Annotated in this window: 21 protein-coding genes; 9 read left to right on the plus strand and 12 right to left on the minus strand. The window is 68.2% G+C overall.

Going from position 1 to position 20,266, the window contains the following annotated elements; genetic code table 11:
* The first annotated feature begins 65 nt into the window (after positions 1-65).
* The 7 genes from AC1D2H_RS13320 to AC1D2H_RS13350 all read left to right on the plus strand — a co-directional run bounded on the left by AC1D2H_RS13320 (position 66) and on the right by AC1D2H_RS13350 (position 7,241).
* On the plus strand, positions 66-1,181 hold the full coding sequence (locus AC1D2H_RS13320) for a Re/Si-specific NAD(P)(+) transhydrogenase subunit alpha (protein WP_478011291.1): 1,116 nt from the start codon (positions 66-68) through the stop codon (positions 1,179-1,181).
* A 2-nt stretch (positions 1,182-1,183) separates the two neighbouring features.
* Positions 1,184-1,507, plus strand: a complete 324-nt coding sequence (locus AC1D2H_RS13325; protein ID WP_457352318.1) for an NAD(P) transhydrogenase subunit alpha part 2 — start codon at positions 1,184-1,186, stop codon at positions 1,505-1,507.
* Complete coding sequence (locus tag AC1D2H_RS13330) at positions 1,504-2,979, plus strand: NAD(P)(+) transhydrogenase (Re/Si-specific) subunit beta (protein WP_478011292.1); 1,476 nt, start codon at positions 1,504-1,506, stop codon at positions 2,977-2,979. The genes AC1D2H_RS13325 and AC1D2H_RS13330 overlap by 4 nt, the downstream gene beginning before the upstream one ends.
* Before the next feature lie 99 nt (positions 2,980-3,078).
* Positions 3,079-4,752: a long-chain-fatty-acid--CoA ligase gene (locus AC1D2H_RS13335; RefSeq protein WP_478011293.1), complete on the plus strand. Its 1,674-nt coding sequence runs from the start codon at positions 3,079-3,081 to the stop codon at positions 4,750-4,752.
* A 55-nt stretch (positions 4,753-4,807) separates the two neighbouring features.
* Positions 4,808-5,326: a hypothetical protein gene (locus AC1D2H_RS13340; RefSeq protein ID WP_478011294.1), complete on the plus strand. Its 519-nt coding sequence runs from the start codon at positions 4,808-4,810 to the stop codon at positions 5,324-5,326.
* 41 nt (positions 5,327-5,367) lie between these two features.
* Entirely contained in the window at positions 5,368-6,081 is a 714-nt protein-coding gene (locus AC1D2H_RS13345; protein ID WP_478011295.1) for a 16S rRNA (uracil(1498)-N(3))-methyltransferase, read from the plus strand.
* On the plus strand, positions 6,078-7,241 hold the full coding sequence (locus AC1D2H_RS13350) for an MFS transporter (protein ID WP_478011296.1): 1,164 nt from the start codon (positions 6,078-6,080) through the stop codon (positions 7,239-7,241). The genes AC1D2H_RS13345 and AC1D2H_RS13350 overlap by 4 nt, the downstream gene beginning before the upstream one ends.
* Here the strand turns inward: AC1D2H_RS13350 and AC1D2H_RS13355 are convergent.
* Both AC1D2H_RS13355 and AC1D2H_RS13360 read right to left on the minus strand, forming a co-directional pair.
* Positions 7,223-7,735 (minus strand): hypothetical protein, encoded by a 513-nt coding sequence (locus AC1D2H_RS13355; protein WP_477931700.1) that lies wholly within the window; start codon positions 7,733-7,735, stop codon positions 7,223-7,225. The two genes, AC1D2H_RS13350 and AC1D2H_RS13355, sit on opposite strands and share 19 nt — an antisense overlap.
* Positions 7,722-8,990, minus strand: coding sequence for a THUMP domain-containing class I SAM-dependent RNA methyltransferase (locus tag AC1D2H_RS13360; RefSeq protein WP_478011297.1), 1,269 nt, complete (start codon positions 8,988-8,990; stop codon positions 7,722-7,724). Before AC1D2H_RS13360 ends, AC1D2H_RS13355 begins: the two co-directional genes overlap by 14 nt.
* 59 nt (positions 8,991-9,049) lie before the next feature.
* Between AC1D2H_RS13360 and AC1D2H_RS13365 the strand changes: the two genes are divergently transcribed.
* A complete protein-coding gene (locus AC1D2H_RS13365; protein WP_478011298.1) occupies positions 9,050-9,904 on the plus strand; it encodes an alpha/beta hydrolase in 855 nt (284 codons plus the stop codon).
* Between the two features lie 232 nt (positions 9,905-10,136).
* On the opposite strand, the gene AC1D2H_RS13370 is transcribed toward AC1D2H_RS13365, so the two are convergent.
* Together AC1D2H_RS13370 and AC1D2H_RS13375 are read right to left on the minus strand one after the other, a co-directional pair.
* The gene (locus AC1D2H_RS13370) at positions 10,137-11,072 is read right to left on the minus strand and encodes an alpha/beta fold hydrolase (protein ID WP_478011299.1); all 936 of its coding nucleotides are present in this window, start codon (positions 11,070-11,072) and stop codon (positions 10,137-10,139) included.
* Positions 11,073-11,106: 34 nt separating this feature from the next.
* On the minus strand, positions 11,107-11,436 hold the full coding sequence (locus AC1D2H_RS13375; protein WP_478011300.1) for a hypothetical protein: 330 nt from the start codon (positions 11,434-11,436) through the stop codon (positions 11,107-11,109).
* 126 nt (positions 11,437-11,562) lie between these two features.
* Between AC1D2H_RS13375 and AC1D2H_RS13380 the strand changes: the two genes are divergently transcribed.
* Positions 11,563-12,399, plus strand: coding sequence for an AraC family transcriptional regulator (locus AC1D2H_RS13380; RefSeq protein WP_478011301.1), 837 nt, complete (start codon positions 11,563-11,565; stop codon positions 12,397-12,399).
* A 116-nt stretch (positions 12,400-12,515) separates the two neighbouring features.
* Here the strand turns inward: AC1D2H_RS13380 and AC1D2H_RS13385 are convergent, their stop codons facing one another.
* The 8 genes from AC1D2H_RS13385 to argS all read right to left on the minus strand — a co-directional run bounded on the left by AC1D2H_RS13385 (position 12,516) and on the right by argS (position 20,214).
* The gene (locus AC1D2H_RS13385) at positions 12,516-13,325 is read right to left on the minus strand and encodes a S26 family signal peptidase (RefSeq protein ID WP_478011302.1); all 810 of its coding nucleotides are present in this window, start codon (positions 13,323-13,325) and stop codon (positions 12,516-12,518) included.
* A gap of 21 nt (positions 13,326-13,346) precedes the next feature.
* Complete coding sequence (locus AC1D2H_RS13390) at positions 13,347-14,849, minus strand: RNA polymerase factor sigma-54 (protein ID WP_477931693.1); 1,503 nt, start codon at positions 14,847-14,849, stop codon at positions 13,347-13,349.
* A gap of 166 nt (positions 14,850-15,015) precedes the next feature.
* Positions 15,016-15,804: an LPS export ABC transporter ATP-binding protein gene (gene lptB / locus AC1D2H_RS13395; protein ID WP_478011303.1), complete on the minus strand. Its 789-nt coding sequence runs from the start codon at positions 15,802-15,804 to the stop codon at positions 15,016-15,018.
* Complete coding sequence (lptA, locus tag AC1D2H_RS13400) at positions 15,801-16,406, minus strand: lipopolysaccharide transport periplasmic protein LptA (RefSeq protein ID WP_477931691.1); 606 nt, start codon at positions 16,404-16,406, stop codon at positions 15,801-15,803. The genes lptB and lptA overlap by 4 nt, the downstream gene beginning before the upstream one ends.
* 71 nt (positions 16,407-16,477) lie before the next feature.
* Positions 16,478-17,137 (minus strand): thiol:disulfide interchange protein DsbA/DsbL, encoded by a 660-nt coding sequence (locus AC1D2H_RS13405; protein ID WP_477931690.1) that lies wholly within the window; start codon positions 17,135-17,137, stop codon positions 16,478-16,480.
* Positions 17,134-17,802 (minus strand): thiol:disulfide interchange protein DsbA/DsbL, encoded by a 669-nt coding sequence (locus tag AC1D2H_RS13410; RefSeq protein WP_477931689.1) that lies wholly within the window; start codon positions 17,800-17,802, stop codon positions 17,134-17,136. Before AC1D2H_RS13410 ends, AC1D2H_RS13405 begins: the two co-directional genes overlap by 4 nt.
* 31 nt (positions 17,803-17,833) lie before the next feature.
* Positions 17,834-18,499 (minus strand): SPOR domain-containing protein, encoded by a 666-nt coding sequence (locus AC1D2H_RS13415; RefSeq protein ID WP_477931688.1) that lies wholly within the window; start codon positions 18,497-18,499, stop codon positions 17,834-17,836.
* Positions 18,496-20,214: an arginine--tRNA ligase gene (gene argS / locus AC1D2H_RS13420; protein ID WP_478011304.1), complete on the minus strand. Its 1,719-nt coding sequence runs from the start codon at positions 20,212-20,214 to the stop codon at positions 18,496-18,498. The genes AC1D2H_RS13415 and argS overlap by 4 nt, the downstream gene beginning before the upstream one ends.
* Between the last annotated feature and the right edge of the window lie 52 nt (positions 20,215-20,266).

Consider the following 20,266-nt stretch of genomic DNA (forward strand, 5'->3'; position numbering starts at 1 on the left):
CGCACCAGGGTGGCGCATCCATTGTGTAAGCTGCCGCGACCCCTTGCCCCCCGACAGGAGCTTCCATGCAGATCGGCGTCCCGCGCGAACGCGCGGCCGGAGAGACCCGCGTGGCCGTCACGCCAGAGACGGCCAAGAAGCTGAAGGCCGCTGGCCACACGCTGCGCATCGAGAGTGGTGCCGGCGTCGCCGCCAGCGTCACCGATGCCGCCTATGAAGCGGTCGGTTGCGAGATCGTCGACCAGGCCGCGGCCCTTGGCAGTGAGCTGGTGCTGAAGGTGCGTGCACCCGGTGTCGACGAGCTGCCGCTGATGAAGCCCGGCACGGCCCTGGTCGGCATGCTCAACCCCTTCGACCGCGACGGCCTCACGGCCATGGCCGGTGCAGGCCTGACGAGCTTCGCGCTCGAAGCCGCGCCGCGCACGACGCGGGCCCAGAGCATGGACGTGCTGTCCAGCCAGGCCAATATCGCCGGCTACAAGGCCGTCATGATCGCGGCCGACAGATACCAGCGCTTCTTCCCGATGCTGATGACGGCAGCCGGTACCGTGAAGGCGGCGCGCGTCGTCATCCTGGGCGTCGGTGTCGCGGGCCTGCAGGCGATCGCGACGGCCAAGCGCCTGGGCGCCGTCATCGAGGCCAGCGATGTGCGGCCTTCGGTGAAGGAGCAGGTCGAGTCGCTGGGCGGCAAGTTCATCGACGTGCCCTATGAGACGGCCGAGGAGAAGGAAGCGGCCGAGGGTGTGGGCGGCTATGCGCGGCCCATGCCGCAGAGCTGGCTGGACCGGCAGAAGGCCGAGGTGGCCAAGCGTGTGGCGGCGGCCGACATCGTCGTCACGACGGCGCTGATCCCCGGGCGCGCGGCGCCGGTGCTGGTCACCGAGGACATGGTCAAGGCCATGAAGCCGGGCTCGGTCATCGTCGACATCGCGGCCCCGGCCGGCGGCAATTGCCCGCTGACGGAAGCCGGCAAGACGGTGGTCAAGCATGGCGTCGTCATCGTCGGCGAGACCAATCTGCCGGCCCTGGTGGCAGCCGATGCGTCGGCGCTTTATGCCCGCAACGTGCTGGACTTCCTGAAGCTCGTCATCACCAAGGAGGGTGCGTTCAACGTGCCGCTGGATGACGACATCGTCGCGGCCTGCCGCGTCACGCAAGACGGCCAAGTCACGAGGAACTGAGCATGGAAATCGTCGACCACACCATCATCAATCTCATCATCTTCGTGCTGGCCATCTACGTGGGCTACCACGTCGTCTGGACCGTCACGCCGGCCCTGCACACGCCGCTGATGGCCGTCACCAACGCCATCTCGGCCATCGTCATCGTCGGCGCCATGATGGCCGCGGCGCTGACCGAGACGCCGTTTGCCAAGGGCATGGGCGTGCTGGCCGTGGCGCTGGCCGCGGTCAACATCTTCGGCGGCTTCCTCGTCACGCGGCGCATGCTGGAGATGTTCAAGAAGAAGGACAAGAAGCCCGCAGCTGCCAAGGAGGGCAAGGCATGAGCCTCAATCTCGTCACGCTGCTCTATCTGATCGCCAGCGTCTGTTTCATCCAGGCGCTCAAGGGCCTGTCGCATCCGACGACGTCCATCCGCGGCAACCTCTTCGGCATGGTCGGCATGACCATCGCCGTGCTGACGACCGCGGCCCTCATCGTCAAGCTGGCCGGCCACGGCGTGGGCCTGGCCTGGGTGCTGCTGGGCCTGGTCGTCGGTGGTGGCTATGGCGCCTGGCGGGCCAAGACGGTCGAGATGACCAAGATGCCCGAGCTGGTCGCCTTCTTCCACAGCATGATCGGCCTGGCCGCGGTGGCCATTGCAGTCGCGGCGGTCGCTGAGCCGGCGGCCTTCGGCATCACGCCGGCCATGGATGCGGCCCTGGCCGCCATCCCGCCGGAAGATGGCGTGGCCGCGCGCACGCTGGCCCCCATCCCGGGCGGCAACCGCATCGAGCTGGCCCTGGGCGCCTTCATCGGCGCCATCACCTTCACCGGCTCCGTCATCGCCTGGGGCAAGCTGTCGGGCGGCAGCAAGTTCCGCCTCTTCCAGGGCGCGCCGGTGGTGTTCAAGGGCCAGCACGCGCTGAACGCGGTGCTGGGGCTGGCGGCGGCCTTCTTCATCTTCGGTTTCTGGCACAGCCAGAGCGCGATGGACTTCGGCCTGGTCATCGCCCTGGGCTTCGTGCTGGGCGTGACGCTGATCATCCCCATCGGCGGCGCAGACATGCCGGTCGTCGTGTCCATGCTGAACAGTTACTCCGGCTGGGCGGCGGCGGGCATCGGCTTCTCGCTGAACAACAGCATGCTGATCATTTCCGGCTCACTGGTGGGCAGCTCGGGCGCGATCCTGAGCTACATCATGTGCAAGGCGATGAACCGCAGCTTCTTCAACGTGATCCTGGGCGGCTTCGGGGGCGAGGCCGGCACGGCCGCCACGGGTGACGGCAAGGCCCGCCCGGTCAAGAGCGGCAGCGCCGACGACGCGGCCTTCGTGCTCGGCAATGCCGAAAGCGTCGTCATCGTGCCGGGCTACGGCCTGGCCGTGGCGCGCGCCCAGCATGCCGTGAAGGAACTGGCCGCCAAGCTCACCGAGAAGGGCATCACCGTCAAATACGCCATCCACCCGGTGGCCGGCCGCATGCCTGGGCACATGAACGTGCTGCTGGCCGAGGCCGAGGTGCCCTATGACCAGGTCTTCGAGATGGAAGACATCAACGGCGAGTTCGGCCAGGTCGACGTGGCCATCATCCTGGGTGCCAACGACGTCGTGAACCCGGCCGCCCACGTGAAGGGCAGCGCCATCTACGGCATGCCCATCCTGGAGGCCTACAAGGCCAAGACCATCATCGTCAACAAGCGCTCGATGGCGGCCGGCTACGCCGGCCTGGACAACGAACTGTTCTACATGGACAAGACCATGATGGTCTTCGGCGACGCCAAGAAGGTTGTCGAGGACATGCTCAAGGCGGTCGAATAACACGCGGAAGCGCTCCGCCTGGAGAGCGCTATCGAATCCCCTGACCCGTCGGCTGTCAGCCTTCGGTCAGAATCGCCGCAACAAAGAAGGAGACAAGGCATGGAGCCGATCTGGCTGAAGCAATACCCGGCCGAGGTGCCGCGCGACGTCAACGTGTCGCTCTACCCCAGCCTTGTCGACCTGCTCGACACCTCGTTCAAGAAGAACGCCGACAAGCCTGCCTATCTGATGATGGGCAAGAGCGTCAGCTTCGCGCAGGTGGACGAGGCCTCGCGCGCGCTGGCCGCCTATCTGCAGAGCCTGGGCCTGGAGAAGGGTGACCGCGTCGCGCTGATGATGCCCAATCTGTTCCAGTACCCGGTGGCCGTGGCCGCCGTGCTGAGGGCGGGTTATGTGGTCGTCAACGTGAACCCGCTGTACACGCCGCGCGAGCTGGAGCATCAGCTCAAGGACTCGGGCGCCAAGGCCATCGTCATCATCGAGAACTTCGCCTCGGTGCTGCAGCAGGTCATCAAGAACGTGCCGACCAAGCACGTCATCCTGGCCGCCATGGGCGACATGCTGGGCATGGTCAAGGGCACGATCGTCAACTACGTCGTGCGCAAGGTGAAGAAGATGGTGCCGGCCTTCGACCTGCCGGGTGCCGTCCGCTTCAATGACGCCGTCTCCAAGGGCCGCAGCCTGACCTACAAGGCGCCCAAGCTGGGTCCGGACGACATCGCCGTGCTGCAGTACACCGGTGGCACCACCGGCGTGTCCAAGGGCGCCGTGCTGCTGCACCGCAACCTCGTCGCCAACATCCTGCAGAGCGAAGCCTGGTACCAGCCAGCGCTGAAGAAAGTGCCCAAGGGCGAGCAGGTCGTCACCATCTGCGCGCTGCCGATTTATCACATCTTCGGCTTCAACACGAACATGATGCTGTCCATGCACATGGGCGGCGCCAATGTGTTGATCCCCAACCCGCGCGACCTGTCGGCCGTGTTCAAGGAACTGGCCAACCACCGCTTCCACAGCTTCCCGGCCGTCAACACCCTCTTCATGGCCATGGCCAACCACCCCGAGTTCGGCACGGTGGACTGGAGCAAGCTGGTCATCTCCGTCGGCGGCGGCATGGCCGTGCAGCAGGCCACGGCCAAGCTGTGGCTGGAGAAGACGGGCTGCCCCATCGTCGAGGGCTACGGCCTGTCCGAGACCTCGCCGTCGGCCAGTTGCAACCCGACCGACAGCACCGCCTACAGCGGCACCATCGGCCTGCCGATGCCGCTGACCGAGCTGCAGCTGCTGGACGACGACGGCAACGAAGTGCCGATGGGCCAGCCCGGCGAAATCGCCATCCGCGGCCCGCAGGTCATGGCCGGCTACTGGCAGCGCCCGGATGAGACCGCCAAGGTCATGACGGCGGACGGCTATTTCCGCACCGGCGACATCGGCACCGTCGACGAACGCGGTTATTTCAAGATCGTCGACCGCAAGAAGGACATGATCCTCGTCAGCGGTTTCAATGTGTATCCCAACGAGGTCGAGGACGTCCTCACGCAGATGCCTGGCGTGCTGGAATGCGCCGCCGTCGGTGTGCCGGACGCCAAGGCTGGCGAGGCGGTCAAGGTTGTCATCGTGAAGAAAGACCCGAATGTCACGGAAGCTGACGTTCGCGCCTATTGCGAGGCCAACCTGACGGGCTACAAACGTCCGAAGATCGTGGAGTTCCGTACCGAACTGCCCAAGACGCCCGTTGGCAAGATCCTGCGCAGGGAATTGCGGGACAAGAGCTGATTGCTTCCCGATGCCCTGCGGGCGGTGAGTCCGACCAGGGGTGAGGCCAGAAAACGTGATCGAGCTGCTGTATTCCAAGACCGAGGCAGGCCGCGCCGAGATTCGCGCGCGCACCCTGCCGCTGTCGCGCACCGCGCGCAACCTGCTGCTTGTGCTGGACGCCAGCAAGCCGGGCAGCGAGTGGGTGCGTCTCGTCGCCGGTGCGAACGAAGCCGATTTCGAGACGCTGCGCCAGCATGGGTTGATCGCGGCCCAGAACGCCGGCGGCCAGCCGCTGCCCGTGCAGCCGCCTGCGGCCGCGCCGGCACCGGCAGCCGCGGCGCCAGCCCCCGCGGCCCCGGCTTCGGCGGGCCATTCGCCGCTGCTGGACCGCGCGGCCCTGTACACCTATCTGAGCGGCGAGGCGACCAAGCTGCTCGGCCCCTTCAAGGGCTATGCCTTTGCCCTCGAGGTCGAGCGGGCCGACAGCCTCGCGACCTTGCAGGGCCTGGCCCTGCAGCTCGTCGAGCGCGTGCAGAAGGCCAAGGGCGAGGCCGCCGCGGCCGCCGTGCGCGACGCTCTGGGCCTGCGCTGATCTGGGACACTGACGGGTCTCAGACCCGCCACCGCCCCGCCTTGCCCCGCTTCTTCGTCGATACCCCGCTCGCCGCGACCGATGGCGACATCGCCCTGCCGCCCGGTGCTGCCCGTCATGTGCAGGTGCTGCGCCTGCAGCCCGGCGACGCGCTGACCCTCTTCGACGGCAGCGGCCCCGAGTGGCAGGCCGAGGTGACGGCCATGGGCCGCAGCGAGGTGCGTGTGAAGCTCATGGAGGCCGCGCAGCCGCAGCGCGAGCTGGCCCGGCAGATCACGCTGGCCGTCGTCATGCCCGCCAATGACCGCATGGACTTCCTGGTCGAGAAGGCCACCGAACTGGGCGCCGCCGCCGTCCAGCCGCTGATGGGCGAGCGCTCGGTGCTGCGCCTGAATGGCGAGCGGGCCGACAAGAAGCGCGCCCACTGGCAGGGCGTGGCCATCGCGGCGGCCGAGCAGAGCGGGCGCACGGTGCCGACGCGCATCGAGGCCGTCATGTCCTTGTCCGCCTGGCTCGCGGCGCTGCCGGATCGTGACGACGAATGGCGCGGCCTGCTGAGCCCGCGTGCCGCGTCGCCGCTGGCCGCATTCCCTCAGCAGCGCGCGCTCTTCCTCAGCGGCCCCGAGGGCGGCTTGAGCGACGCCGAGGAAGACGCCGCCCGTGCCCGCGGCTTTGCCGCCGTCACGCTGGGCCCGCGTGTGCTGCGCGCCGACACCGCACCGCTGGCCGTGCTCTCCTGGCTGGCTCTGTCGTGAACAGGAAGCTGGCCCTCCTCGTCCTGGCCCAGGGCCTCTTCCTCACCAACAACATCTGCTTCATGGCCATCAATGGCCTGGTCGGCCTGGCGCTGGCGCCGCGGCCGTGGATGGCGACGCTGCCGATCTGCGCCTATGTGGCAGGCGGCGCGCTGATGGCGCGCATGGTGGGCCGCCACCAGCTGCGCTTCGGGCGCCGGCGCGGTTTCCAGATCGGGCTGCTCGTGGCCATCGTCAGCTGCGCGATCTCGTTGTGGAGCGTGCAGGACCAGAACTTCTGGGGCGTCGTCATCGCGACGCTGGTGGCCGGTTACTACAACGCCGGCGCGGCCCTCTACCGCTTCGCCGCCACGGAGATCGTGGCGCCGGCAAAGCGCGAAGCCGCCATCTCCTGGGTGCTGGCCGGTGGCTGCCTGGGCGCGGTGCTCGGCCCCTGGCTGGCCGGCGCCAGCAAGAACCTGCTGATGGCACCTTTCGCTGGCGCCTATCTGCTGCTGATCGGGGTCGCGCTGGCCGGCCTGGTGCTGATCTCGCTGATCGACTTCCCGGCCCTGACGCGGCCCGCGCCCGGCGCCGGTGGCCGCAGCAGCGCCGAGCTGTTGCGGCAACCGGTCTTCATGGTCGCGCTGGCCGCGAGTGCGCTCGGTTATGGCGTCATGAACCTGCTGATGGCGGCCACGCCCATCGCCATGGGCCAATGCGGCCTGCCGTTCTCCGACGCAGGCACGGTACTGCAATGGCATGTGCTGGGCATGTTCGTGCCGAGCTTCTTCACCGGGCCGCTGATCAAGCGCGTCGGCGTGCTGCCGGTCATGACGGTGGGCGTGCTGCTCAACCTGGGCTGCGTCGCCTTCGCGCTGTCGGGTCAGGACCTGGACCACTTCCTCGGCGCCCTGCTGCTGCTCGGCGTGGGCTGGAACTTCCTCTACATCGGCGGCACGACGCTGTTCACCCAGGCCTACCGGCCCGAGGAGAAGACGCGCGCGCAAGGCCTGCTGGACACCGGCGTCTACGCGACGATGACGCTGACCTCGTTCTCCTCAGGCGCCCTCGTCACGACCGGCGGCTGGCAATGGATGAACTGGGCCAGCCTGGTGCCCATCGCGCTGTGCGCCTTGGCGCTGATCGTGCAGGCGGTTTATCAACGCCGGTCGTGCTGAAGGTATTCAGCCGCCATCTGCTGGCCGACCAGGTCGGGCTTTAGGCGCGTGAGCGCCGCCATTGACAGATCACGCTGCGTGACGAACAGCGGCGTGCCGATGCGCAGGCCGACGATGGTGCCGCCATCACCCAGCGTGGGCAGCAGCGGGTAGACGCGCAAGCGCAGCACCAGCGTGTCCTGCTCGTCGGCGAACAGCGCGGTCTCCACCAGGGTGGCGCAGCGCAGGCGGTCGGCCTCCTGCAGTAGCGCGATGCCGGCCGCTTCGGGGTCGATCTGCACGGCAGACGCCGTCATCGGGATGACGCGCCGGCCGTCGGCGTCGAGGGCATTGGCGACCGCGGCGTTGAAGCGCTGGTTCAGTTCGTCCCAGTTCGGTCCACCGCGCAGCGGCGGGTTGCGGCCCTGGCCGAACACCAGCGTGCAGGGGTCGGCCTGCGCCGCGGCCGCGGCAAGCGCCAAAGCCGCAGCGGCGATCAGCTCACGCGGGCGCATCGCCTTCGGCCGGCTTGCGTGCCGAGCCCTTGACGAGGTCGAAGCGGAACAGCCGGCATTCGATGGGGCCGTTCCACATCGGCACGCGGCGCGACTCCTTCAGCCGCATCTTGTTGGGCAGCTTCATGTCGGGACTCAGCATCCAGGCCGTCCAGCCGGCCGGGTTCTCGGTGTACTGGCGCTTCCAGTGCGCGGCCAGGCGCGGGAAGAAGTCGTCCCCCGCGTCCAGCTCTTCGGAGCCCCGCGCGTCCCGCGACATGGCCGCCTTGCCACGCACCTCGATGCGCTCGCCGTAGGGCGGGTTCATGACGATGGCGCCGGGCATGCCTTCGGGCAGTTGCGGTGCAGGCCGCTCCAGCGCGTCGCCGCCGTTGAACTGGATGTAGGCGGCCACGCCGGCGCGCTCGGCATTGCGGCGCGCGAAGTCGACCATGCGGAAGGCGACATCGCTGGCATAGATGGGCACGGCCGGCGGGTGGATGCGCGCGCGGGCTGCCTGGGTGATGCCGGCCCAGGCCGTCTTCATGTCGGGCGTCGAGAACGGGATCTGGCGCTCGAAGGCGAAGCGGCGCGTGAGGCCGGGTGCCGAGTCGCAGGCGATCAGCGCGGCCTCGATGGGGATGGTGCCGGAGCCGCAGCAGGGGTCGTGCAGCGCGCTGTCACCGCGCCAGCCGGCAGCGGCGAGCATGGCGGCGGCGAGCGTCTCCTTCAGCGGCGCATCGCCCTTGTCGACGCGCCAGCCGCGCTTGAACAGCGGTTCGCCCGAGGTGTCCACATACAGCGCCGCGCGCTCGGGGCCGACGTGCAGCAGCACCGGCAGGTCAGGCGAATAGGTGTCGACGCTGGGGCGTTCGCCGGTCTGCTCGCGCAGCTGGTCGCAGATCGCGTCCTTGATGCGCAGCGTCGTGAAGTTCAGGCTCTTCAGCGGCGAGCGCTGCGCGACGGTGTCGACGCGGATGGTGTGCCGCGGCGTGATCCAGTCACTCCAGTCGACGCGGCCGGCCAGCACATAGAGATCGTCCTCGTGGCGGTAGGGGCCTTCGATCAGCTCGATGAGCACGCGCTGCGCGAGCCGGCTCTCGAGGTTGATCTGCATCGCGTCTTCAAGGCTGCCGACCACGCCGCAGCCGCCTCGCAGCGGTTCGACCTTGCTGCGCACGCCGGGCGGCAGGAAGCGTTTCAGCTCCTCTTCAAGCAGCGGCTCGACGCCACCGGCACAGGACACGAACAGGGAAAGTTTGTTGGGCAGGCTCACGGGCCGCATTGTCGCCGGCCTCTAAACTGACAGCGTTGCCATCTGCCGCGTGCTGCCTCATGAAGCGATTCGTCCTGTCTCTCGCCTTCCTGCTCACCGCCCTCCAGGCGCAGGCCCAGACGGCGTATCCGCCGCACACGGTTTCCAACAGCCAATTGCGCGTGCTGCCGAAGAACGCCGATGGCCGCACGTATCAGCTGCACATCCACCTGCCCGGCTCCTTTGCCAAGGACCCCAAGCGCCGCTATCCGGTGCTCTACGTGACCGACGGCTACTGGGACTTCGCCACCGTCGTCGCCTCGTACAACAACCTGAAATACGACGAGGTCGTACCGGAGTTCATCATCGTCGGCCTGGGCTATGCCGGCGACAAACCCGACTACCAGACGCTGCGCGACTGGGAGCTGTCGCCGGTGCGCATGGGCGACGGCAACGGCGGCCATGCCGACCAATTCATCGCTTCGCTGGAGAAGGACATCTTCCCGCTGGTGGAGCGCGACTACCGCGCCGACCCGGCCCAGCGCTATCTGGCTGGCAGCTCGCTGGGCGGCCTGTTCGCCCTGCACGCGATGTATGCCCGGCCCGAGCTTTTCAAGGGCTATATCGCCGCCAGCCCGGCCGTCGTGGTGGGTGGCGACTGGATCATCGGCCGGGCCAAGGCCTACGCGGCGACGGGCAAGCCCATCAAGGCGCGGCTCTATGTGACCGGGGCCGAATACGAGTGGCCGGGTTTCCTGGCCGGCATCAAGCGCTACCAGGCCCTGCTGCCGGAGCTGAAGCATCCGGAGCTGGTGTTCCAGAACCGCACCATCGACGGCGAGCGCCATGCCGGCACCAAGGCCGAGAGCTACACGCGCGGCATGCGCTTCGTGTTCGAGCCGCTGGCGCCGGAGAAGGGCCCGTCCCGGGACTAAGCCCCTCGCCCAATCCCGCCCTGCTGGACGCGGGCGTGCCTGGTCGGTCTTGCAGACCGCGCCGCGTCTTGCGCCGCGGCCCTTCGGTAGGCACAGGCCGTCCACTGGACGCCCTGTGTCCGGCCTCAGCCCCCGAGGGGACGGCGATGCTTGCGGCATCGAGCCGCAAGCACATCGCCTGAGGCGGGCCGGCTAGGGAGCGGCCCGGCGCTCGTCCCGCAGGTCGGACCGTTTACTTGCTGACGAAGTCCAGCAAGTCCTGGTTGAGGCGATCCTTGTGCGTGTCGGTGATGCCATGCGGGCCGCCGGCGTACTCGATCAGGCGCGCGCCCTTGACCAGCCTGGCCGTGGCACGGCCGGTGGTCTCGATGGGCACGATCTGGTCATCGGCACCGTGGATGACCAGGGTCGGCACATCGACCTTCTTCAGGTCCGCGCGGAAGTCGGAGTGGAAGAAGGCCTCGATGCTGTCGTAGGTGGCCTTGGCTCCAGCCTGCATGCCCTGCACGTAGAAGCTGTCGACCAGGCCGGTCGAGGGCTTGGCGTCCGGGCGGTTGAAGCCGAAGAAGGGGCCGCCGGCGATGTCCTTGTAGAGCTGGGCGCGGTTGTCAAGCGAGGCCTTGCGCAGGCTGTCGAACACGGCCTCGGGCACGCCATGGGGGTTGGTGGGGCTGGCGCCCAGCATGGGCGTGACGGCGCTCACCAGCACGACCTTGGCGACGCGCGCCGTGCCATGGCGGCCGACGTAGCGGGCCACCTCGCCGCCGCCGGTGGAGAAGCCCACCAGCGTGGCGCGCTTCACGTCCAGGGTGCGCAGCACGGCGTCGAGGTCGTCGGCGTACTGGTCCATGGTGTTGCCGGCCCAGGGCTGGCCCGAGCGGCCGTGGCCGCGGCGGTCATGGGCGATGACGCGGAAGCCGCGCTCGGCCAGGAACTGCATCTGCGCTTCCCAGCTGTCCGCGTTCAGCGGCCAACCGTGGCTGAAGACGACGACCGGGCCGGTCTTGGGGCCCCAGTCCTTGACGTAGAGCGGCGTGCCGTCGGCGGCGGCCACATATTGGCTGGCGACTGCGGCCGCGGCATTCGGGGCGGCGCTGGCCTGGGTCTGGACGGCGAATCCGCCGATGGCGAGGGTGGCGGCGAGGGCGAGGCGGGTGAAGGCGTTCATGGTGAGGTCTCCTGAGGGGGGGGCAGTGGCGGGATCAGGCCTTGGCGGCGCGGTACTGGGCGACCAGGGCGGCGTAGCGCTCGCCCTGGCGCAGCGCGACATAGCGCTCCCGGGCCGCGCGCAGGGCCGGGGTGTCCTGGCCGGTCTCGGCCGCGGCGCGCTCGGCGGCGGCGAGGCCTGACTCCTGGTAGACCTTCAGGTCGGCCAGCACCTCGGCCCGCGACACGGTGGACGCCACGCTGACGCTGGCGCCCGACTCGGGGTCCGTCACATAGGACTGGGCGTTGGCCGCGGTGCCGACAAGGGCGGCGCTGGCGAGCAGCAGCTGGAAAACGGCGCGGTTGAAGCTGGGTTGGCGGGTCATGGCAGGCTCCTGGGAAGTCGGTGCGTTGGGGGGGATCGAGTGGTCTTGCGACAGAACGAACTGTGCCGACGATGCTCGTACCAGAAATGCCATAAAGTACGTTTAACTTTGCATTTCGTACTGACCATGGCCGATCGACTTGCCGCTCTCTTCACCCACTTCGCCGTGCGGGCCGAGACTTTTCAGGTGGGCCCGCTGTGCGGCGTCAACAGCCTGGAGCCCCAGGCCGGGCGTGGCCAGTTGCACCTGATCCGCGAGGGTGGCGTGGAGGTGCACCACGACGGCAGGCCCGAGCCGCTGCGCATCGCCGAGCCCAGCCTGCTGCTTTACCCCCGCCCGCTGGCGCACCGCTTCGTGACGGACCCGAGCTGCGGCGCGCAGTTCCTGTGCGCCCACATGGCCTTCGAGGGCGGTGCCAGCCACCCCGTCGCGGCGGCCCTGCCGCCCTGGGTCTGCCTGCCGCTGGCCTCGGTGCCCGGCTGCGCGCCGGTGCTGGAGCAGCTGTTTGCGGAGGCCGAGGCCACCCATTGCGGCCGCCAGTTGATGCTGGACCGGCTGTTCGAGGTGCTGCTGATCTGGGTGCTGCGCGAGCTGATGAGCCAGGGCCAGGTCGAGTCCGGCATGCTGGCCGGCCTGTCACACCCCAAGCTGCGCAGCGCGCTGGTGGCCCTGCACGAGGCGCCGCAGCGCGACTGGCCGCTGGAAGAGCTGGCTGCGGCGGCCGGCATGTCACGCACGGTGTTCGCCAACAGTTTCCGCGACGTGGTCGGCTGCACGCCCGGCGTCTACCTGCAGCGCTGGCGCATCGGCCTGGCGCAGAAGGGGCTGCGCGAGGGCCGCTCGCTCAAGCACATCGCCATGGACGTGGGCTACGGCGGCGAGGCGGCGCTGTCACGCGCCTTCCGGGCCCACACGGGGCAGTCGCCGCGGGAGTGGCGCAAGGGCGCCTTCACGGCTGGCTAGACCATGGTGCGTATTGAGCACCACGCCGGCACCAAGGCCGAGAGCTACACGCGGAGCCTGCGATTCGTGTTCGAGCCGCTGGCGCCAGAGAAGGGGGTGTCGCGCGAGTGATGCTTTCAGCGCTTGCCGTGGCACGCCGACTGTTCAATCATCGTCTCGAAACGAGTGTTTGTCCCTGCCATGACCCGATACCTCAGCCTGAGGCCGTTGGCCTGATTGAACCAGTTAGTTTGACAAGCTGCATCCTGTAGCGCCGCTCGGTCGACCTCAGTGCCAGGTGCAGATGTCCGATAGGTGAATCGGAGATCCAGGTCGTCCAGTATTTCGATATCGACGAGTTGCCACCCATCGGAGTTGATGGGAAGGCGCGAGCTCATGTCCTTGAACGCTCGCCCGAAGACGGCTTTCATCCGGCCAGGTTCATGCAAAACCTCATCCCATGTCGATAGCGCACCGGCTATGGATGAACGGGGGACTGCGCCATGAGTCAGAGAGTCGACGGCGCCTTCACCATGGTTGTCTGCAAGTACGTAGTACGAGGCGGAAGGCACCTTCAAGACTTGCCCCCATTTCGGGAATGAACTCCATCCGGTCATCCTTGGCGGAATCCATTGCACGAGATCGGTTCGCTTGACGTTGTCGATGACCGGATAGCCATCATCAAATGCAACCTGCTCGCCGGGTAGCGCGACGACCCGCAGTGCGAAAAGGCTGTCGGTGCCAGGCAGCTTCACGGCAACAACCTCGCTTCGCTTAGGCAATCCGGCAATCGGTTCCATCACCATGATGGCCCCCTCCGAAGATGCCGGCTCCATGGCCGCTGGAGGCGCTCGAAGGAATGCTTCACGGAAGGTTGGAAGCGGTGGCATTGGGGCTGCAGCAGCGCGAATGGCGCCGGCCGCCAACACCAGCAAGATTGCAGTCATCCGCACGTCAAGCAGCCTGGCTCACAGCGCCTTGCGCAAATTCGCCGGCGCGATCTTCATGCCTTCGCGGTATTTGGCCACCGTGCGCCGCGCGCACTGGATGCCTTGCTCCTCCAGCATGGCCGCGAGCGCGCTGTCCGACAGCGGCTTCTTGATGTCCTCGGCCGCGACGAACTGCTTGATCAGCGCGCGCACCGCGGTGCTGGACGCTTCGCCGCCGGCCTCGGTGCTGAGCCCCGAGCCGAAGAAATACTTCAGCTCGAAGGTGCCCCAGCTGGTGGCCATGTATTTGGCCGTCGTCACGCGCGAGATGGTGGATTCGTGCAGGCCGAGTTCGTCGGCGATCTCGCGCAGCACCAGCGGCTTCATGGCCAGCTCGCCATGCGTGAAGAAGCCGCGTTGGCGCTCCACGATGGCCGTGCTCACGCGCAGGATGGTGTCGAAGCGCTGCTGGATGTTCTTGATGAACCAGCGCGCCTCCTGCAGCTGGCCGCCCAGCGGCGAGTTGCTGATGCCGCCACGGGTCGCGCGCAGCGCGTTGGCATAGAGGTCGTTGATGCGCAGCTTGGGCGCCACCTCGGGGTTGAGCATGACGCGGAACTCGCGGCCGCTCTTGCGCACGATGACGTCGGGCACGATGGCCGCCGCGGCGCCCTGGGCGAAGCGCCGGCCGGGCTTGGGTTCGAGCTGGGTGATGAGCCCCTGGGCCTCGCGCAGCAGGACTTCGTCGGCGCCGGTTTCGGCCATCAGGCGGCGCATGTCGCGCCGGGCCAGCAATTCCAGATGACCCTTGCAGATCAGGATGGCGATGACCTGGGCCGGGCACTTGGGGCAGGCGCGCAGCTGCAGCACCAGGCATTCCGACAGGTCGCGCGCGCCGATGCCGGCCGGCTCCAGGCTCTGCAGCAGTTGCAGCGCGATGCGCAGGTGGTCCAGCAGCTCCTCGCGGCTCTCGGCGTCCTCGATGAGGGCCGCAGCGATCTCGTCGAGCGGGTCTTCGAGGTAGCCGTCCTCGTTCAGTGACTCGATCAGCACCTGCATGGCGGCGCGGTCTTGCGGCGACAGGTGGTGGCCGGCGAGCTGCTGGGTGAGGTGCTCGGCCAGCGTCAGTTCGGCGTACTCCTGGCTCTCACGCTCGCCGTCGTCGTCACTGCCGCTGCCGGAGCTGCTGGGCAGCTCGCGGATGCCGTCGAAGTCGTCCTTCTCGGTGCCGTTCTCCCAGTCCTCGCGCTCGGTGCCGCCGAAGTCCTCGCCGCTCAGCTCGGGCGCCTCGGCGGTGTCGGCTTCGGTGCCGCTGTCACTGCTGGTTTCGGCGGCAGACGACTCGGCCGGCGCGTTGCTGGCCAGCTCGGGGGTGCTGACGGTGAACTCTTCTTCCGTCTCGAGCAGCGGGTTGCTGGCCAGCATCTGCTCGACTTCCTGGTGCAGCTCCAGCGTGGACAGCTGCAGCAGGCGGATGGATTGCTGCAGCTGGGGCGTCAGCGCGAGATGCTGACTGAGGCGGACCTGAAGGGTCTGCTTCATCCTGGGAGACCGCTGTATTCCGGGCCGAGCGCTGGGCCGCTCCCGAGCCGGCCCGCCACGGCGATGTGCTTGCGGCTCGATGCCGCAAGCATCGCCGCACCCTCGGGGGGCCGGCTAGGCTGGCCCGCGTTCAGCGCGGCAAGACTGGACGGGGGGCTCATCATCTCTACATCCGGAAATTTTCGCCGAGATAGACCTTGCGCACGTCGGCATTGGCCACGATCTCGTCGGGCGTGCCTTCGGCGAGCACGGCGCCCTCGCTGATGATGTACGCGCGGTCGCAGATGCCCAGCGTCTCGCGGACGTTGTGGTCCGTGATCAGCACGCCGATGCCGCGCGCCTTCAGGAAACTGATGATGCGCTGGATCTCCAGCACCGCGATGGGATCGACGCCGGCGAAGGGCTCGTCCAGCAGGATGAAGCGCGGCTGGGTCGCGAGCGCGCGGGCGATCTCGACGCGGCGGCGTTCGCCGCCTGACAGCGCCGGCGCGGGGCTGTCGCGCAGGCCCTCGATGGAGAGGTCGTGCAGCAGGCCGTTCAGCAGCTCGTCGATGCGCGCCTTGGACAGGGCCTTGCCGCGGTCATCCTGCTGCAGTTCCAGCACGGCGCGGATGTTCTGCTCGACGGTGAGCTTGCGGAAGATCGAGGCTTCCTGCGGCAGATAGGAGAGGCCCAGGCGGGCCCGCGCATGGATGGGCAGGCGTTGCACTTCGGCGCCGTCGATGCGGATGACGCCGGCGTCCGACCGCACGAGGCCGACGATCATGTAGAAGCTGGTCGTCTTGCCGGCACCGTTGGGGCCGAGCAGGCCGACGACCTCGCCGCAGTCGACGCGCACATGGACGTTCTTGACGACCTTGCGCACGCCGTAGGTCTTGGCCAGCGCCTCGGCTTCGAGGCGGCTGCCGCATTCCGCCATGGGGCGGCTGGTGACGGACTCTGCGACCGCGGTCATGAGGGCTTTTTCGGCGGCGTGATCGTCGTGGACGGCTGCAGCGGCAGCGCGGCGGGCGGCGCCGAGGCCGGCGTGTCGGGCTGGGCACGTGGCATCAGCACCATGCGCACGCGGCCGTTCGGGTTGGGCGAGGCGCTGCCGCCCTCCAGCGCGAAGACTTCGGTGCGGCTGTCGTAGACGATGACGGCGCCGGTGACCTCATCGGCCACCGTCGCGCCGCGAATGCGTCGCACATTGGCGTTGCCGATGAAGCGCACGGTCTCGGTGCGGGTGTCGTACTCGAGCTGGTCGGCGCGTCCTTCGATGGACTCGCCGGGCGTGTCGCGCGCCTGGCGGAAGCTGACCGGCTTGCCCGTGGCGCCGGTGGCATAGGCCTGGTGGTAGCCGTCGCGGGTCTCGCGCACATCCACCTTCTCGGCGTTCAGCATCAGGCTGCCCTTGGTGATGATGACGTTGCCAAACAGCTCGGTGCGCTGGTTGACGCTGTCGATCCGGCCCTCCTTGTCGGCCGTGAAGACCATGGGCTTGAGCCGGTCGGCCTTCTCGGCCTGGGCGGCGGAGAAGACAAGCACGAGAGCGAGCGGGATCAGGTGGCGTGGCATGGCGGCACGGAAGTTGCAGGCCATTCTAGGGGCCAGCCACCGTCTCCAGCCTTTCCGCCACGGCAAGTGCGTCAGGAAACCTTGCCGGCCCGTGCCATCTTGACGAGGAAGTCCGCCACGGCGATGGCCTGCTGGCCCTGGGCTGCCTCGCTCTGGCCCGGCGTGCCGGCCTGGCCGGGGCTGGTGCGCCAGCGGCCGGCGATGACCAGGGCCGGCACTTCATTGGCGCCCGCCAGTTCGGCCAGCTTGTTGCCTTGCTGGACCTTGGCCTGGATGCCGAAGGAATTGAAGGTCTGCTTGAACTTGGCCGCATCCACGCCCAGGCGGCTGACGAGGGCGACGACGGCCGCCTCGTCATTGGCATCGACACCGCCGCGGTGGAAGGCGTTGAAGATGCCGCTGTGCACGGCCGGTGTCAGCGCGCCCATGGCTTCCAGCGCATAGAACATGCGCTGGTGCAGCTTCAGCATGGCCTGCTGGCCCACCGGCACGCGGCGGAAGCTGACGTCCGCCGGCAGCTGGTGCAGCCAGGCCTCCAGCAGCGGGTCGAAGGCGTTGCAGTGCGGGCACTTGTAGAAGAAGAACTCGACGACCTCGATCTTGCCGGGCGTGCCCGGCAGCGTCTGACCCAGGCGCGTGTAGTGCTTGCCCTCGACCGGGCCGCCCTGGGCGAGCACCGCAGGCGCGAAGCCGGCGGCGATCAGGGCCGTGGTGGCGTGGCGACGCTTCATGCTTTATTCCTGGCCCGCTGGATCAGGAATTCGACGATCTGCAGCGCCTTCTGGCCGAGTTCCTGCTCGGGCAGGCGCTGGGCCAGGCCCTTGCCGGCGTCGCTGGGCGAAGTCAGGAAGCGGCCGGCGACGCCGATGCTGGGCACGCCGTCGATGCGGTAGGCCTCGGACAGCTTCTCGGCCTGGGTGCACTTGGTTTGCACGCCGAAGGAGTTGTAGGCGTCCTGGTACTTGACCGGATCGATGCCCAGGGGGCTGAGGAACTTGGCCTGGCTCTTGGCGTCGTCCAGGGCCAGGCCCTGCTGGTGCATGGCATTGAAGATGGCCGGGCGGGCGGCGGCTTCCTTGCCCATGGACTCCAGCGCATAGAACATGCGCTGGTGGATCTTGACGTTGGCGCGGAAGGCCACGTGCACCTTGCGGAAGGCGACGTCGGTCGGCAGGTTCTTGGTCCAGGCCTCGATGGCGGGCTCGAAGGCAAAGCAGTGCGGGCAGCCGTACCAGAAGAACTCGACGACCTCGATCTTGCCCGGCGCGGTCGGCAGCGCCGGGTTCAGCACCATGTAGTTGCGGCCCTCGATGGGGCCACCCTGGGCGAGGGCGTCGCTCGCGGCGCCAGCCAGGGGCGCAGTGGCGAGGAGGGCGGAAAAGTCGCGTCGCTTCATGGCGGCAGTCATCCTTCAGGCGGTAATGCGGTCAGCGTTGTACACGAACGAGGTTGGCCTCGAAGCCAGCCCCCTCAATCTTGCGCTGCAGGTCTTCGGCGGCTTCACGGGTGTCCGAGGGGCCGAGGCGCACGCGGAAGACGGTGCGGCCGTTCTGCTCGCGCTCCATGACCTTGGCCGTGAAGCCCTGGATGGCCAGCTTGGCCTTCTGGCTTTCGGCCTCCTCGGGGCGCGTGAAGGCGCCGGCCTGGACGAAGTAGACATAGGCGTCGGCGCCGGTGGCGGCGGCCGTCGTGGGCGTGGATGCCGCCGGCGCTTCGGCCTTGGGGGCCGCGGGCTTGGGCGGCGGCAGGGCCGCAGTGGCGGCGGCGCTGGCCGTTGCGGCGGCGGTGCTGGCGGTCGTGGTCGCCGGCGGCGGCACCGTGGCGACCGGCGCATTGACGACGCCGCTGGCGCTGCGGGCGGCCTTGCCGGCCAGCGGCGCGTTCGGGTCCCAGTTGCGGTTGCGTTCGGCTTCCTGCGCGTCCTGCTCGGCGGTGCGCTGCGGCACCTTGTTGACGAAGGGGATGGGCACCTTGGTGATGTAGAGGGCCACGCCGAGGGCTACGGCCAGGCCGACCAGCAGGCCCACGATGAGGCCGAGGACGAAGCCGCCTTTCTGGTTCTTGTGGCCGGCGGGTTTGGAAGCAGCAGTCATTCGTTCTCCGAGCTTTCCGAAGGAGTTTCAGCAGTGTCGCGGTTCATCTGCTCGGGCGCGCTGACGCCCAGCATGCCCAGGGCATTGGCCAGCACCTGGCGCGTGGCGGCCAGCAGGGCCACGCGGGCGCGGCTCAGCTCGGGGGCCTGGTCCATCACGCGCTCGGCGCCGTAATAGGAGTGATAGGCGCCGGCCAGGTCGCGGGCATAGAAGGCCACGTCGTGCGGCGCGATGCCGGCGGCAGCGCCCGCCAGCATGTCGGGGTAGGCGGCCAGCTTGAGCATCAGCGCTTCCTCGGTCGGCGCGGTCAGCAGGCTGAGGTCGGCACCGGCGATGGTCGACACGTCACCACCCCATTTGCGGATCACCGAGCAGATGCGCGCATGCGCGTACTGCACATAGAACACCGGGTTCTCGTCGTTGGCCTTCAGCGCCAGGTCGACGTCGAAGACGAACTCGGTGTCCGCCTTGCGGCTGATCAGGAAGAAGCGCACCGCGTCGCGGCTGGTCCAGTCGATCAGGTCGCGCAGCGTCACATAGGAGCCGGCGCGCTTGGAGATCTTGACCTCCGCGCCGTCCTTCATGACGGTGACCATCTTGTTCAGCACGTAGTCCGGGAAGCCCTGCGGGATGCCCAGGTTCTGCGCCTGCAGGCCGCCGCGCACGCGGGCGATGGTGCCGTGGTGGTCGGTGCCCTGGATGTTGATGCACTGCGTGTAGCCGCGCTCGAACTTGTTGACGTGGTAGGCCACGTCGGGCACGAAGTAGGTGAAGCCACCGTCCTTCTTGCGCATGACGCGGTCCTTGTCGTCACCGTAGTCGGTGGAGCGGAACCACAGCGCCCCGCCTTCTTCGTAGGTCTTGCCGGCGTCGACGATGCGCTCCACAGCCTTCTCCAGCTGGCCGCCGGCGTAGACGCTGGATTCCAGGAAGTAGTTGTCGAACTTCAGGCCGAAGGCCTGCAGGTCCAGGTCCTGCTCGTGGCGCAGATAGGCCACGGCGAACTGGCGGATGCTGTCCAGGTCGTCGATATCGCCCGAGGCGGTGAACTCGCGGTCGTCGGCCTTGACGGTCTCCTTGCGCAGGAAGGCGTCGGCAATGTCCTGGATGTAGTCGCCGTTGTAGGCCGCCTCGGGCCAGCCGGCGTCGCCGGGCTTGATGCCCTTCAGGCGCATCTGCGTGGAGTTGGCCAGCGTGGCGATCTGCACGCCGGCGTCGTTGTAATAGAACTCGCGGGTGACGTCGTGGCCCTGGCTCTGGAAAACCGAGCACAGCGAATCGCCCAGGGCGGCCTGGCGGGCATGGCCGACATGCAGCGGGCCGGTCGGGTTGGCCGACACGAACTCGATCATCACGTGCTTGCCCGTCGCCGCGCGGTGGCCGAACTTGGCGCCGGCGGCCAGCACCTCGGCGACGACGGCCTGCTTGGCCTCGGGCTTCAGGCGGATGTTGATGAAGCCGGGGCCGGCGATCTCCAGGGCCTGCACCCAGGTCTGGAAGGCCGGCTTGGCCTGCAGGGCTTCGATCAGGCGGGTGGCCAGTTCTCGCGGGTTGGCCTTCAGCGGCTTGGCCAGCTGCATGGCGGCCGTGCAGGCGAAGTCGCCATGGGCAGCCTGCTTGGGGGATTCGAAGGCCACGGCGGCATTCGAGCCGGGGGCGATTTCCTGGAGAGAGTCGGCGAGTGCGGCGAGCAGCGCCTGCTTGGCTTGGATCATGGGGGCGATTTTAGGAGGCGGACCTCGAACAGCCAGAACGCATGGCGGGGCC

The sequence above is a fragment of the Roseateles sp. P1_C1_2 genome, from assembly GCF_056406535.1.

Bases quoted from the DNA above. Each gene is read 5' to 3' on its own strand.
- argS (WP_478011304.1), bottom strand. From the start codon at position 20,214: ATGATCCAAGCCAAGCAGGCGCTGCTCGCCGCACTCGCCGACTCTCTC.
- AC1D2H_RS13390 (WP_477931693.1), bottom strand. From the start codon at position 14,849: ATGAAGCAGACCCTTCAGGTCCGCCTCAGTCAGCATCTCGCGCTGACG.
- AC1D2H_RS13365 (WP_478011298.1), top strand. From the start codon at position 9,050: ATGAAGCGATTCGTCCTGTCTCTCGCCTTCCTGCTCACCGCCCTCCAG.
- AC1D2H_RS13385 (WP_478011302.1), bottom strand. From the start codon at position 13,325: ATGACTGCAATCTTGCTGGTGTTGGCGGCCGGCGCCATTCGCGCTGCT.
- AC1D2H_RS13325 (WP_457352318.1), top strand. From the start codon at position 1,184: ATGGAAATCGTCGACCACACCATCATCAATCTCATCATCTTCGTGCTG.
- AC1D2H_RS13355 (WP_477931700.1), bottom strand. From the start codon at position 7,735: ATGCGCCCGCGTGAGCTGATCGCCGCTGCGGCTTTGGCGCTTGCCGCG.
- AC1D2H_RS13370 (WP_478011299.1), bottom strand. From the start codon at position 11,072: ATGAACGCCTTCACCCGCCTCGCCCTCGCCGCCACCCTCGCCATCGGC.
- AC1D2H_RS13405 (WP_477931690.1), bottom strand. From the start codon at position 17,137: ATGAAGCGTCGCCACGCCACCACGGCCCTGATCGCCGCCGGCTTCGCG.
- AC1D2H_RS13415 (WP_477931688.1), bottom strand. From the start codon at position 18,499: ATGACTGCTGCTTCCAAACCCGCCGGCCACAAGAACCAGAAAGGCGGC.
- AC1D2H_RS13330 (WP_478011292.1), top strand. From the start codon at position 1,504: ATGAGCCTCAATCTCGTCACGCTGCTCTATCTGATCGCCAGCGTCTGT.
- AC1D2H_RS13410 (WP_477931689.1), bottom strand. From the start codon at position 17,802: ATGAAGCGACGCGACTTTTCCGCCCTCCTCGCCACTGCGCCCCTGGCT.
- lptB (WP_478011303.1), bottom strand. From the start codon at position 15,804: ATGACCGCGGTCGCAGAGTCCGTCACCAGCCGCCCCATGGCGGAATGC.
- lptA (WP_477931691.1), bottom strand. From the start codon at position 16,406: ATGCCACGCCACCTGATCCCGCTCGCTCTCGTGCTTGTCTTCTCCGCC.
- AC1D2H_RS13335 (WP_478011293.1), top strand. From the start codon at position 3,079: ATGGAGCCGATCTGGCTGAAGCAATACCCGGCCGAGGTGCCGCGCGAC.
- AC1D2H_RS13375 (WP_478011300.1), bottom strand. From the start codon at position 11,436: ATGACCCGCCAACCCAGCTTCAACCGCGCCGTTTTCCAGCTGCTGCTC.
- AC1D2H_RS13380 (WP_478011301.1), top strand. From the start codon at position 11,563: ATGGCCGATCGACTTGCCGCTCTCTTCACCCACTTCGCCGTGCGGGCC.
- AC1D2H_RS13320 (WP_478011291.1), top strand. From the start codon at position 66: ATGCAGATCGGCGTCCCGCGCGAACGCGCGGCCGGAGAGACCCGCGTG.